Here is a 13,258-nt window from a genome sequence, read left to right as displayed (position 1 = left end):
AGTTTAAATATCCTGATATTCATTACATTTATATTTCAGAATAATGGATTATTACAATGCCCGTCCGACTTAATACCATTCCCGACGCAGAACCCTATCCCGCACCGCCAGCCCACATTGAATGGTTGTCAGCCTTATTACTGATGCTGTCCGTGGGCGTGGCCCTGACTTCATTATTCGCCAGCGATGAACTGGCAAAAAACGGCCCGCATTTCTGGGGGCTGGCCTGCGGTGTGCCTGCCTTTATCTGGTCGCTGGTTGCTTCAGTTCGCTGGCTGTTTTTTATCACGCAGTACATTCGGGCTGATGCCTGGAACCAACGTCGCGAAGAAGTCATTTTGCAGGAAACACTGCGGGGACGACGGGCGTTGCAGATACTCAGTTTTTCCGTACAAACCGCGCTGAATGGTGATTCCGTTGCAGAAACTACAACAGCATTTCTGGCGCGTCAGCAGGTGTTGAATACTTACGCTGATTTGCGCGGAGAAGATACCGTGCGTCGCAGTGTCATTCCTGTATTAACCAATAAACCGGTTACCGGGCGTTTATCCGAAATTATTTCCCGTCTTTTTATTGATATCAGACCGCAATTGTTTCTGCTGCCCCCTGATTTTCATATCAACGTACTACTGGAAATTGATGCGCCGCTTTCAGGGGCCTCCGTGAGAACTATCTGGCAGGACGAATGGCAAAAAGCCGGACTCCCGGAAGCCCGTCTGTTTTCTGCCCCGGAGCCGGGGCTGGCCGCCGTGGACGACTGGCTGGACAACTTTATTCAGGAAAAGGCCGTACTGCTGGCGATTTCCGTGCGTCTGGAACCGAAGAACCCGGAACGGACGGCAGAATCCGCCACCGCGCTGTTGCTGGCAAACCGGCTGACGCAAACCGCGCTGACGCCGCTGGCCCTGCTGCATCGTCCTGAATGTATCACTGATACAGAGATGATGGTGTCAGGCATTGCACAGGCGCTGGACTGGATGCCAGTGCAGCCAGATGCCATATCCGGCATATGGACTGCCGAACTGGACAGGGAACAGCGTGCCGCGTTGTTAAGCCTTAACCAGCCGTTTATTCAGGAAGCCCTGATGTACGAGCTGGATGCCTTTCTGGGGCGATCCGGCCCGGCAGCACCGTGGCTGTCCGTCGCTGCGGCAACGCTGGCGGCAATACAATCACAACACCCCCAACTGACGCTCAGTGGCGTTCAGGACGGGCATTATTCATGGGCGACCGTGGTGTCGCCATTCGTTTCCCCACAGGAGGCATCATAGTGGTTCCGGGATTAAACCGTCTCCGGCCCCGTTCGGTTTCAGGGCCTGCCATCGTCATGACCGTGGCTGTTGTGGTTGCGCTTTGCACGTTTATTCACCGTAAACCGGCATTGCTGGGCGTTGAACCGGGTAGCTCACAGCAAATGTACTGGATGGCTGGCGTGATTGCCGCAGGCGTGGTCTTTCTGATTATCATGGGGGTTTATCATCTGCTCAACCGCCACGCTGCCGTACAGAACTTTGAACTCCGCAGACAGCTTGCCGCCGGAGATGACTATCGTGCGGTGACGACAAAGAAAGCCGATAGCCGTCATCCGGCAATGGTGGAACTCACCACCTTCCTGCGCGACCGCTACGGTCCGTTCTGGCGGCGTAACGTCCGCCTGCTGCTGGTGACCGGCGAGCCTGAACAGGCAGAAGCCATCGCGCCGGGGCTGACCGGGCAACACTGGCTGGAGGGCGACCACACGGTGCTGATATATGGCGGCAGGCCATCAGCGGAGCCTGATGTCACACTGCTGACCGCCTTAAAAAAACTGCGCCGCAGCCGTCCGCTGGACGGCATCATCTGGCCGCTGACAGAAGAACAGAGCCGCCAGACCGCACAACTCGACAAAGGCTGGCGCGAACTGATAAACGGTAGTAAGCGACTCGGTTTCCAGGCCCCACTCTATTTGTGGCAGGTCTGTGACAACGGTGATTATCAGACCGGACGCCCCCTGCAAAGCGTCGGCTGCCTGCTGCCGGAACGCTGTACCCCGGAACAACTGGCTGTAATGCTGGAAGCACAAACCCTGCCGCTGACGGAACAGGGCATGTCGCAGCTACTGACCGATAACCGCCATGATTTTCTGCTGCGTCTGGCTCATACCCTTGCAGAGCGGGGTATTGCTCACTGGCAAAGCGTCCTGAAACCGCTGCTGGCAGGCGGCGCATTCTCTTCCCTGCGCCTGCGCGGTCTGATGTTCAGCCCGCCGCTTACCGCCGTACCGGAGGCCGCACCTCATGCGTGGCTGCCGTCGCCGGTCTGGGCGGGCGTGACCGCCGATAACGCACGGGGGCGTACAGTGGGCTTTCCGTGGCTACGCGCCGCGCTGATGTCCGCTGTCTGCGTGCTGGCGATATGGGGGGCCGGAATGACGACCTCGTTCTTCGCCAACCGCACGCTTGTTCAGGAAACCAGTATCCAGACGGCACGTGCGCTTGATACCCGCCTGCCGCTGACAGAACAACTGGTGGCGCTGCATACCCTGCAGGGCGAACTGGAGCGCCTGCAATATCGTATCCGCGAAGGTGCACCGTGGTATCAGCGTTTTGGCCTTGAACGTAACCAGCAACTGCTCGCCGCCGCCTTTCCCGGCTATGCGCAGGCGGCAAACCGGCTGGTGCGCGACGTGGCCGTTGACCATCTGCAACAGCAACTGAACGCCTTTGTCGCCCTGCCGCCCAACAGTCCTCAGCGTACCGCCACCGGTGAACAACGCTATAAGCAGCTTAAGACATTGCTGATGACTTCCCGCCCGGAAAAGGCCGACGCTGCCTTTTTCAGTACCACGCTGATGGCAGACGGCCTGCGCTACGAGAATATCCCGGAAGGTGTGCGGCAGAGCGTGTTGCCGTCACTGCTGACCTTCTGGATGGCGAACCTGCCGGAACACCCGCAGTGGAAAACCGCACCGCCGCCGGAACTGACCGGCGCGGTGCGTAAAATCCTGCTGCGCCAGATTGGTGTGCGTAATGCTGAAAACACCCTCTACCAGAACGTGCTGCAACAGGTGTCCCGCAACTACGCCGATATGACGCTGGCGGACATGACCGGGGATACGCTCACCGAATCTCTTTTCAGTACGGAACAGACAGTGCCGGGGATGTTCACCCGTCAGGCGTGGGAAGGACAGGTCAGGGAAGCCATCGAGCAGGTGGTGACGGCGCGGCGCGAGGAAATCGACTGGGTACTCAGCGACCGCCAGCAGGATACCTCTGCGGATATCTCGCCGGATACGCTGCGTAACCGTCTCACCTCACGCTACTTTACCGACTTTGCCGGAAGCTGGCTGGCGTTTCTCAACAGCATTCGCTGGAAAAAGGAAGACTCGCTCTCCGGCATTCTCGACCAGCTGACGCTGATGGCCGATGCCCGTCAGTCGCCGCTGATTGCGCTGACCGATACCCTCGCATGGCAGGCGGCGACAGGCAGGGAAAACCGTGGCCTGCCAGACTCGCTGTCGAAATCGGCACAGGAACTGTTTAACGGCAAGGAGAAAACGCCGCAGCAATCCCGTGAAGGCGACGTGCCTGTCGGGCCGCTGGATAAAACTTTCGCGCCGCTGCTGCGGTTGCTGGGCGATAAGGCCGGAGGCGGTGGTGGCGATACGCAACTCAGCCTGCAAACGTATCTGACCCGCGTCACCCGCGTGCGCCTCAAACTGCAACAGGTGACCAACGCCCCCGACCCGCAGGAGATGACCCAGCAACTGGCGCAGACGGTTTTACAGGGCAAAACCGTTGACCTCACCGACACCCGCGACTACGGACGGTTAATCGCCGCCAGTCTGGGCGAGGAATGGAGTGGCTTCGGTCAGGCGCTGTTCGTCCGCCCGGTGGAACAGTCGTGGCGGCAGGTGCTGACGCCTGCGGCGGATAGCCTGAACCGCCAGTGGCAGCGGGCGATTGTCAGCCACTGGAATCAGGACTTCGCCGGTCGCTATCCGTTCAAAGCCTCACAAAACGATGCCTCTCTTCCCCTGCTGGCGCAGTATCTGCGCGATGACGGGCGCATCAACCAGTTTATTGCCGCCAACCTTTCCGGCGTACTGAAACGTGAAGGCCGCTACTGGGTGGCTGACGCCATGAACACGCAGGGACTGACGGTCAATCCGGACTTTATCCGCGCCCTGAACCGCCTGCGCGATGTGGCCGATACCGCCTTTGCCAGCGGCGATGCCGGGATACATTTTGAACTGCGGGCAAAGCCGGCCCGTGACGTGATGAAGACGCATCTGGTGATTGACGGGCAGGAACTGGAATATTTCAACCAGAAAGAACGCTGGCAGCGTTTTAACTGGCCGGATGAACAGTGGCAACCCGGCGCATCGCTGAGCTGGACCAGCACGCAGGCGATGGAACGCATACTGGCGGATTACCGGGGAAGCTGGAGCCTTATTCGTCTGCTGGAACAGGCGCAGGTGACGCCGGTGGACAGCAGTACCTTTAAGGTGGTGTGGAAAGCGCAGGACGGCCTGCCGCTGAATTACCTGCTGCGGGTTGAACAGGGTAAAGGGCCGCTGGCGCTGCTGGAACTGAAAAATTTCCGCCTGCCGGGACAGGTATTTCTGACCGGGAAGAGTATGAAGGATGCGGAAGAGTATGGGGAAGACGCCGATGAGTGAACTGTTGCAAAAGCTGACCCGTAGCTGTTTTGCCGACCGGGACGCAATGGAAACGGCGCGAACACAGGCGGCGCTGTGGCAGACGTGGCTGCTGCCGGTGACGGCAGATACGCCGGTCGGGGAAGACCCCGGCTATCACGATGATTTCCTGCGTATCCGCGACGAGATGAACAAACTTTCCGGCGCAGATACCTACCTCATCTGCCAGCTTGCCGAATCCCTGCTGCTGACGCAGGCAAAAGACGTGCGCATCGCCACTTACTACATCTGGGCGCGACTGCACCGCGACGGCGAACGCGGACTGGCTGAGGGGCTGGCGCTGTTAGCCGGGCTGGTGGAACGCTTCGGTACGCAACTGCTGCCCTCGCGCCCGGCAAGCCGAAAAATGGCGCTGGAGTGGCTGGCGGGGGAAAAGATGCTCGACAGCCTTGCCCGCTACCCGGAAGTGGCAAAAGAGGATTTTGCGAACCTGATTGCCGCCCTGAATCTGCTGACGGTCTCCTTCGCCGCATGGCCCGAAGACCAGCATTCCCCTTCCCTGATGCCACTGATTAACGCGCTGGAATCGCGTCTGGCGCAGTCGGGTGGGATGAACGCGGTGGTGCCGCAAAACAGCAGTAGCGTTACGACACTGTCATCCCCGGTGAATGCGCCACAGGTACAGACCATCACCTCCGGGCGTGACCTGCTCGACCAGGCGAAAGTGCTGGCCCGTTATCTGAACGAACAGCCTCAGGGCTGGCTTTCGGCGCACCGGCTAATGAAAACCCTGCGCTGGGACACGGTGCATGAATTGCCGCCGGACGTGGACGGCAAAACCCGGCTGGCCCCGCCGCGCACCGAATCACGCAATCAGCTTAAGCGGCTGTATGCCCAGCAGAACTGGACGGAACTACTGGAGCAGGCCGACCTGATGTTCAGCACCGGCGTCAGCCATTTCTGGCTGGATATCCAGTGGTATCTGCATCAGGCGCTGGCCAAGGCGGGCGCACCGTGGGACAGGTGGACAGCGGTTATCCGTCAGGACCTGGCGCTGCTGCTGGAACGCCTGCCGGGGCTGGAAAATCTGGCATGGAACGACGGCACGCCGTTCTCCGATGAGGTGACGCGCAACTGGATAGCGCAGCAGGTCATGATGCGGGAAGACGGCGCATGGCTTGCGGGGAAAGCCGCTGTACCGACAGACGACGCCACAAACGACGTACTGGCGCTGGAGCCGGAAGCGCTGGAGATGGCAGACAGTCAGGGCGTGGAGGCGGCGCTGGGCTGGATACAGCCCCGTCCGGGCATCACCACGGCACGCCAGCGTCTGTTATTGCGGCTGCTGATGGCGCGGGTGGCGGAACAGTACGGTAAAAACGAGATGGCGCTCCTGCTGCTGGAAGAACTGGATACTGCCGCACAGGGAATAACGCTGACACAGTGGGAGCCGGACCTGCTGTTTGAGGTAAAAGCCCGACAACTGAAACTGCTGCGTCTGCGGGCGCACCGCTATGCGGATAAAGCCCTGCTGAACCGAAAAATGGAAATCCTGCTGGGAACGCTGGTGACAATCGATCCGGTACGGGCAGCGGTATTGTGTGATACGCAACATAAGGACTGATGACGATGCCGGAAACCAAAAATGTATCGACGGGAGTGACAAAAAAGACCAGTGACAGCGGAGAGCCTAATGTCATTCAGGTTGCTATCACTCGTCCTGTACCCTATTACGTGATGATAGCTTATGGCGGACATGGTGGGGCCGAGATGCTGAAAGCGGCAGAGTTCAAGAAAAAACGCCTTGAAATGCTTTATCCGAAAGGGAAAGTGACGGAACCAAAAATATTTAAGAGTCTGAAAGAATTTGAGAAGATCTGGACAGACATATTCTATGATATCTGTAAACTGAATAAATCAGGTCAGCCTACGTATGATTTGCATGAAATTCATATTTTTGCTCACAGTAACCCCGATCGGATATCTATCCGGAAGGAAGAGCATATTACTGCTGAGGTGGTGGAGACGCTTGAAAACCTGATATGGAACCCGGAAAAAGGTCACCTGGTATTGCACAGTTGTCGTTCAGGGCGATATGAAGATGATGATCTGGAGAAGCGAAAGAGCAAAGAATGTATTGCCCGCGCTTTTTCCAAACACGAGCCATCAGCCTGTGTTATCGGTCAGATGGTTTATGCTTCTTTTAACTATGCACCAGATCCGGAGGACTGGAAATTCCGGGCCACATTCAATGACAAGGTTGCAATTGACTGGCTGGGAAAACGGGAACTTGTGCTGTGGGGATACAGGTCTGGTGGTAAAGTTGAAGACCGATATTCGAAAGATAAAGAGTATGCCATATTATACGGAGGGCAGCTCTGGCCGTGTAGAAAATATCGAAATGGGGCGGAACTAGAAAGAAAAGTAGAGAGCGGTAAGTTTAATGATGATGATCTGAATTTTATTTAATCTGTGGGTTTTTAATCACGCTATGCGCTATTCAGGAAAACGTTTTTTTTCATTACTGACAGTCGTAGTATTAATACTGCTGTCCGCTTTTTATGGCTATAAAAAGGTTATTCAGATGAGCTATTTAATTAAACCAGCCATGCTGCCGCAGAATGAATTATGGACAGTTGAGTATTCGTGGCTGATGGTGAGACGAGCAATAACGCCGGAGATCCCGCAGATTGACGATGAAGAAGCGCTGCTGGAGTTGATCCGGCACGCATGGCTATGGGATAAAAATGCCATGATCCAGTATGCCAGAATACAGGTGGAGCTCCGGGATGACGCCATTCTTGATGATTTTATCAGGAAACATGCGCACCGTATCGCTGACCGGGATGGCCAGCGTCTCCAGCGGCCTGATATCTTTGACAGGAATTACAGCGAGCTTATTACTGAACTGGCCGATATGCAATATCCACTTGCGGCTGATCTTGTGACCGGAAGGCTGTTGTGGAGCGCAGGTAAAACGGGATTAATCCATAACCCGCTAACGCCTGAAAACCGTGCTCAGCTTATTCACTATACCCGGTACGCCATACAGGGCGGTTATCACATCCATTCAGAACTGGCCGATGCAATTTTGTTTGATACTGGATTTGCTTATAAAGACAGTAACGAGGAACAGATAAATACCTTACCAGACAGAATTCGTTCTCTACCACGGAGTGAGCTGGAAGAAAGTTTTTCTGCTTATAAAACGAGCGCTCTGCATGGTTCTCAATATGCGCAAATCAGAATGAGTGAATTTTATCTTTATGGTGTGGGTGTTGAGCAGAACCTTGAAACAGCCTGTGCGTGGTCACTGGTTGCCAGAGACAATTTTATCGCATTCAGTAAAGACGGTCATCGCTATTTTCAGGAAAAAGACAGGGAAATTATGCTGGATAAATATAACAATACCGTACTCTCTCCTCTGATGCGCCAGCATATGACAAAAGCGCAGATTGAGAGGAGTGCAATTCTGGCGTCACAAATTAAGTCTGGTATTTCAGAAACCGATTATTATTTATGGGCATCAGGAATGGACGCTGTGCCACCAGCACCTTAAGTATTACAGAATTTTTATTTTTGAGTATTTTTCATAAGGACTGATGGCAATGGGAAGAGGCTATTTTCTGGTCAGGGGCGATAAGACCACCTGTGGTGGAAAAATTATTGAAGGGGCGGACGACCATACGATCATGGGTATCCCGCAGGCGCGGGATATGGACAGAGTGACCTGTGGAAAATATCCGGGGATGTTTATTATCGTCGGCGGCGTTCCTGAAACAGATATTCACGGCAGGCTGATGGCGGGGACGCTGGACAGTCAGAGCAGTTGCCCGTGTAAGGCACGGTTTATTGCGTCGATGATGGATGATGTGTATGAGACGGGGGGCGGTGATGGCGGCAGGGCGGAGAACAATACGCCACTGGCGGCGAAAGGTGTTACTTCTGAGGATGAAAAAAATAAGGAAGATAACAAAGAGAATAAAGGCTCACAGGAAAAAACATGCCCTCATTCAGATGGGAGTATTAAAGTTGCGGAGTATATCCTTTCAGAAATAAAGGTAAATGTAAAAAGTAGTACGGCAGATAGCATTAGATATTATATTGATGAAGATATTTACGCTGAGAAAATGAAAGAGTGGAATTCACTTCCATGGTATTTAAAGCAACAAGGACCACCAAAACTTGATGTTATAGCGGCCTCTGCTATCTGGTTTATGGCGGTGAAAACCGGAGCTAAATGGGATCATAAATCAAAGATTAGGGATATGTTTTCATCTGTAGCTGTTGCCAGACCACTTCCTGATAGTGGCACAAACTCAAAAAGTTATTTTCATAAATATAAGGGCAATGATTATTTTTATGATGTATGGTCCAACATTCATTATGGCTATGTTGGTTTAAGTGTGGGTTTCTCAGAGGATTGGTTACTATTAGGTTCAACCATTGAACAATGGCGAACTTCTAAAGAAGGTAATGCTGATCCAGCCGACGATATTACTTGTATGAAAATTGGTATGGAATTATATCGTCAATATGGAAAGCATGCTGAATCTTTAACCGTTAATCATATAATAAATGCGCTTGAAGCCGCATCAGGAGATTCATTATCTGTTTCAAAACAGACTCACTGGTGCTGGAATGAAGACAACCCTGAGAAGATAAACAACCCAGGATGATTATATGAGAAAAATAATTATCTTTGTATTAACAGTATCTCTGGTATCAATTCTTTTGTATCAACCTGTGCCTGTCGTCAGATTTTATAACAATACAGAGGAAGATGTTTATTTATTTTATGGAGAAAGTAAATGCACGGATGAACCTGATGAAGAAGAGGTCGCTAAATTAATGAAACCGGAACTCATTCCTTCAAAAGAAACTTTAACGTTTTCTCCTGGTATTATAAATATATTCAGATCTGACAGATGTATGTATACAGGGTGGCGAATGGGTAGTCATGCACATCCCTTGCGTAAAGGATCTCGCGCATTTATGATTAAATCAGATTCAGATGCGTGTGTAATATCGGTAATTTTTAACAAGAAAGAGGATGTAATTAAAAATAACGAGAGTCTTTTTTGTTATAAAAAACTTACTCCTTTTGATGCTTTTGAGAACCAAAATTAATAAAATAAACTAGATGAAAAAAATAAAATAACAGAGGCATAAAGATTTTTTGATATAGCAATGTTATGCAATGGGTATAGAAATAAAAAACTTATAAATATACAACTTCAGTCTCATCAAATATTCACATTACATTTATTTTCAATACAAGGAAAAATAATTCCTCCGATGGACGACCTGACCCAACGCTACTACGAAGCCGAAATGCGCTACCTGCGTGAAGCGGGGAAAGAATTTGCGCAGGCTTACCCCGACCGCGCCGCGATGCTCAATCTTGATAAACCCGGCGCACGCGATCCCTATGTGGAACGCCTGTTCGAAGGCTTCGCTTTTTTAATGGGCCGCCTGCGCGAAAAGCTGGACGACGATCTGCCGGAACTGACTGAAGGGCTGGTCAGCCTGCTGTGGCCTCACTACCTGCGCACCATTCCGTCGCTTTCCGTGGTTGAACTGTCGACAGATCACCGGCAAATGAAGCAGAGCGAAACACTGAGCAATTTTCAGGTATTGTCGCGCCCTGTTGGCGAGCGCAGAACCCGCTGTTTCTACAGCGCCACGCGGGATATCACGCTGCATCCGCTGACGTTGCCGGACGTGTCATTGCAATATGAACCGGACGGACGCCCGGTTATCCGTCTGCGCTTTGAATGCGGCCCGCTGGTCGGCGACTGGTCACAGATTGATTTATCCCGCCTGCCGCTGTATCTCAATGCCGACAGCCCGGTAGCCTGCGCACTGCACAGGGCACTGACGCTCGGTGTGCAACAATTCAGGCTGCGTCTGCCGGGGCAGGAACGCCGTGTGCTGGACGCGCACTTTTCCCCGATGGGCTTTGAGGATGATGACCGACTGTGGCCAAAAGGTGAGTCAGCGTTCAGCGGCTACCAGTTGCTGCTGGAGTATTTCACCTTCCGCGAGAAGTTTATGTTCGTGGCGCTGAACGGGCTGGAGGACGTAATCTGGCCGGAAGGGATAACCGGCTTTGAGATTGACATGGTGCTGGCGGAAAGCTGGCCTCATGATTTGCCGTTTAATACCGACAATCTTCGCCTGCACTGCGTGCCGGTCATCAACCTGTTCCCGCTCGAAGCCGATCCGTTACACCTTTCGCCGCTGGAAAACGAGTTTCTGATGCGCCCGATGCGCATTCAGGACGGGCATACCGAGATTTATTCCGTCGACAACATTATTTCTTCGCGCCATACCGGCAGTCAGGCATATGTCCCCTTTTCCAGCTTTCGTCACCGGGGCGGGATGCTGCGCCACGATGCGCCGGAACGCTATTACCACACGCGGGTAAAGCGCGGTCCTTCCGGCCTGCATGATACCTGGCTGATTCTGGGCGGTGATGCGTTTGATACTGACCGAATGCTGGAGGATGAAACGCTCTCTTTAAGCCTGACCGGCACCAACGGGCAGCTTCCCCGTAAAGCTTTACAGAGCACACTGCTCGATACGCCGGTTCATGCCTCACAGAACGTCCTGCGGGTGCGCAACCTGTGCGCCCCGACGCAGCCCTGCTATCCCCCGGCGCGTGACCGCTTCCACTGGCGGGTGCTCAGCCACCTTGGTTCTAACTTTTTATCGATGATGGATAACGCCGAAATTCTGCGCGGCACGCTGGCGCTGTACGACTGGACCGAAAGCGAGATGAACCGCCGTCGTCTGGAGGCGATTGTCGACGTTCAGCACAGCCTGATACAGCGTTTTGAAAGAGGCTTTTTGCTGCGTGGTGTGGATATTCAGGTGACGCTGGACAGTAACGGTTTTGCCGGAGAGGGCGATATCACCCTGTTTGGCGAACTGCTGCACCGTTTTTTCGCACTGTATGCCGATATCCACTTATTCACTCAACTGACCTTAATTCTGCAACCCACAGGAAAATGCCTGCAATGGACAGAGCATCACAGCCAGCGCGTACCGGGCTGACCGACCGGCTGGCCCCGGATATTGCGCGGATCAATTTTTACCGTTTTTGCCAGTTACTGGAACAGAGCCAGCAGAAAGCGCCGCTGGGCAGTACCGACAGCCCCGCCGCAGATGCGGTGCGCTTTCGCCCCCATCCGGGGATGGGCTTTCCGGTCAGCGAGTTAAAGAACGTTGAACGTGACGTGGATAATGCCGACGCGCCACCCACGGTGCGTACCACCTTTCTCGGCCTGTACGGCGTGGATTCGCCGCTACCCACCGCCTATCTGGACTACATCACCCAACGTCATGACGGACATGACGCAGTGATGGCGTTTCTCGATATTTTCAACCACCGCTTTATCACCCAGTATTACCGCATCTGGCGCAAATATAACTACCCGGCGTCGTTTGAAGCGGGGGCCGTGGATGACATTTCCCGTTGTCTACTGGGACTCATCGGGCTGGGTATTCCCGGCAGCGAGAACCATATCGCCACGCCAGTATCCCGTTTTCTGGCCCTGCTCAGCGTGATGCGCCTGCCCACCCGCACGGCGGAAGGCGTCACGGCCCTGGTGGGACTGCTTGCCCCGCTGACGAAAGCGACGGTGGTGCCTCACGATCCGCAACCGGTTATTCTCCCGCCCCCTGCCGGTATGTCAAAGAATTCACCCATCAGCCTGAAAACGCGAACGCTGCTGGGGCGTACCGGCATCGACGTCAACAGCCAGTTGCTGCTGAAACTGTATACCGAAGATGCCGCAGAAGCGCGTGACTGGCTGCCCGGCGGGCAACTGCACAGCGATTTGCTGGTGCTGCTGCGCGTTTATCTGGGCTGGCGCTGTCAGGCCCGTCTGCAACTGACGCTGCCCGTCAGCCTGTTGCCTGCTGCCCGGCTGGGAAAACAGCGTGTACAGATTAGTCGTACCGGTATCCTTCGCGCTTCTTTTACTGCGCCCGTGACCGGAACCGTGACGGTCAGCCTGGGGCGCTATCAGGGATTAATGCCTGCATCATCCATTCGTGACAGGGAGAATGTGACTCATGTTTCTTACGCAATTTAAACGACCCGTTGTCAGTGTGCTGACTGTCGTGGCGCTACTGAGTGGCTGCGGACTGGGCCAGAGAGTGGCGGATGGCACAAAAGAGGTGGCGACGGCGATCTTCTATAAACAGATCAAAACGCTGCACCTCGATTTTGTTTCCCGCAGCGCCCTGAATACGGATGCGGAAGATACGCCGCTTTCCACGATGGTGCATATCTGGCAACTGAAAACACGCGAAAATTTCGACAAAGCCGATTATGACATGCTGTTTATGCAGGAAGAGAAGACGCTGGAAGCGGATGTGCTGGCGAAGCATACGGTCTGGGTAAAACCGGAAGGGGCCGTTTCTCTGAATGTTCCGCTGGACAAGGACACGCAGTTTATCGCCATCGTCGGACAGTTTTATCAGCCCGATGAGAAAAGCGACAGCTGGCGTCTGGTGTTAAAAAGGGACGATCTGGAGGCGGATAAACCCCGCACCATAGAACTGATGCGCAGCGATTTGCGACTGCTCCCCCTTCAGGATAAATAACCG

The 13,258-nt window shown here is 53.9% G+C and carries 10 protein-coding genes; all 10 read left to right on the top strand.

Features of this window, described 5'->3' with window-relative positions:
• The first annotated feature begins 56 nt into the window (after positions 1-56).
• The 10 genes from ACLJXE_RS19000 (at position 57) to tssJ (ending at position 13,255) form a co-directional block, all read left to right on the top strand.
• Positions 57-1,271 (top strand): hypothetical protein, encoded by a 1,215-nt coding sequence (locus ACLJXE_RS19000; RefSeq protein ID WP_410751701.1) that lies wholly within the window; start codon positions 57-59, stop codon positions 1,269-1,271.
• 56 nt (positions 1,272-1,327) lie between these two features.
• Positions 1,328-4,660 (top strand): ImcF-related family protein, encoded by a 3,333-nt coding sequence (locus tag ACLJXE_RS18995; protein WP_410751700.1) that lies wholly within the window; start codon positions 1,328-1,330, stop codon positions 4,658-4,660.
• Positions 4,653-6,263 carry a type VI secretion system protein TssA gene (gene tssA, locus ACLJXE_RS18990; RefSeq protein ID WP_410751699.1) on the top strand — a complete coding sequence of 537 codons (1,611 nt, stop codon included), beginning with the start codon at positions 4,653-4,655 and terminating at the stop codon, positions 6,261-6,263. The genes ACLJXE_RS18995 and tssA overlap by 8 nt, the downstream gene beginning before the upstream one ends.
• Before the next feature lie 5 nt (positions 6,264-6,268).
• Positions 6,269-7,108, top strand: a complete 840-nt coding sequence (locus ACLJXE_RS18985; RefSeq protein ID WP_410751698.1) for a hypothetical protein — start codon at positions 6,269-6,271, stop codon at positions 7,106-7,108.
• Between the two features lie 115 nt (positions 7,109-7,223).
• Positions 7,224-8,198 carry a hypothetical protein gene (locus ACLJXE_RS18980; RefSeq protein WP_410751697.1) on the top strand — a complete coding sequence of 325 codons (975 nt, stop codon included), beginning with the start codon at positions 7,224-7,226 and terminating at the stop codon, positions 8,196-8,198.
• Positions 8,199-8,247: 49 nt separating this feature from the next.
• Positions 8,248-9,318: a polymorphic toxin type 44 domain-containing protein gene (locus ACLJXE_RS18975; RefSeq protein ID WP_410751718.1), complete on the top strand. Its 1,071-nt coding sequence runs from the start codon at positions 8,248-8,250 to the stop codon at positions 9,316-9,318.
• 4 nt (positions 9,319-9,322) lie between these two features.
• The gene (locus ACLJXE_RS18970; RefSeq protein ID WP_410751696.1) at positions 9,323-9,769 is read left to right on the top strand and encodes a hypothetical protein; all 447 of its coding nucleotides are present in this window, start codon (positions 9,323-9,325) and stop codon (positions 9,767-9,769) included.
• Positions 9,770-9,937: 168 nt separating this feature from the next.
• Positions 9,938-11,698, top strand: a complete 1,761-nt coding sequence (gene tssF / locus ACLJXE_RS18965; RefSeq protein WP_410751695.1) for a type VI secretion system baseplate subunit TssF — start codon at positions 9,938-9,940, stop codon at positions 11,696-11,698.
• Positions 11,662-12,741, top strand: a complete 1,080-nt coding sequence (gene tssG / locus ACLJXE_RS18960; RefSeq protein WP_410751694.1) for a type VI secretion system baseplate subunit TssG — start codon at positions 11,662-11,664, stop codon at positions 12,739-12,741. Before tssF ends, tssG begins: the two co-directional genes overlap by 37 nt.
• Entirely contained in the window at positions 12,722-13,255 is a 534-nt protein-coding gene (gene tssJ / locus ACLJXE_RS18955; protein WP_410751693.1) for a type VI secretion system lipoprotein TssJ, read from the top strand. Before tssG ends, tssJ begins: the two co-directional genes overlap by 20 nt.
• Positions 13,256-13,258: the final 3 nt, after the last annotated feature.

It is taken from the genome of Citrobacter sp. U14242, assembly GCF_046555775.1.
GTDB lineage: Bacteria > Pseudomonadota > Gammaproteobacteria > Enterobacterales > Enterobacteriaceae > Citrobacter.
This window is presented reverse-complemented; position numbering and strand designations above follow the sequence as displayed.

Excerpts from the sequence above, each read along its gene's own strand:
- ACLJXE_RS19000 (WP_410751701.1), top strand. The coding sequence starts at position 57 with ATGCCCGTCCGACTTAATACCATTCCCGACGCAGAACCCTATCCCGCA.
- ACLJXE_RS18995 (WP_410751700.1), top strand. The coding sequence starts at position 1,328 with ATGACCGTGGCTGTTGTGGTTGCGCTTTGCACGTTTATTCACCGTAAA.
- tssA (WP_410751699.1), top strand. The coding sequence starts at position 4,653 with ATGAGTGAACTGTTGCAAAAGCTGACCCGTAGCTGTTTTGCCGACCGG.
- ACLJXE_RS18985 (WP_410751698.1), top strand. The coding sequence starts at position 6,269 with ATGCCGGAAACCAAAAATGTATCGACGGGAGTGACAAAAAAGACCAGT.
- ACLJXE_RS18980 (WP_410751697.1), top strand. The coding sequence starts at position 7,224 with ATGAGCTATTTAATTAAACCAGCCATGCTGCCGCAGAATGAATTATGG.
- ACLJXE_RS18975 (WP_410751718.1), top strand. The coding sequence starts at position 8,248 with ATGGGAAGAGGCTATTTTCTGGTCAGGGGCGATAAGACCACCTGTGGT.
- ACLJXE_RS18970 (WP_410751696.1), top strand. The coding sequence starts at position 9,323 with ATGAGAAAAATAATTATCTTTGTATTAACAGTATCTCTGGTATCAATT.
- tssF (WP_410751695.1), top strand. The coding sequence starts at position 9,938 with ATGGACGACCTGACCCAACGCTACTACGAAGCCGAAATGCGCTACCTG.
- tssG (WP_410751694.1), top strand. The coding sequence starts at position 11,662 with ATGGACAGAGCATCACAGCCAGCGCGTACCGGGCTGACCGACCGGCTG.
- tssJ (WP_410751693.1), top strand. The coding sequence starts at position 12,722 with ATGTTTCTTACGCAATTTAAACGACCCGTTGTCAGTGTGCTGACTGTC.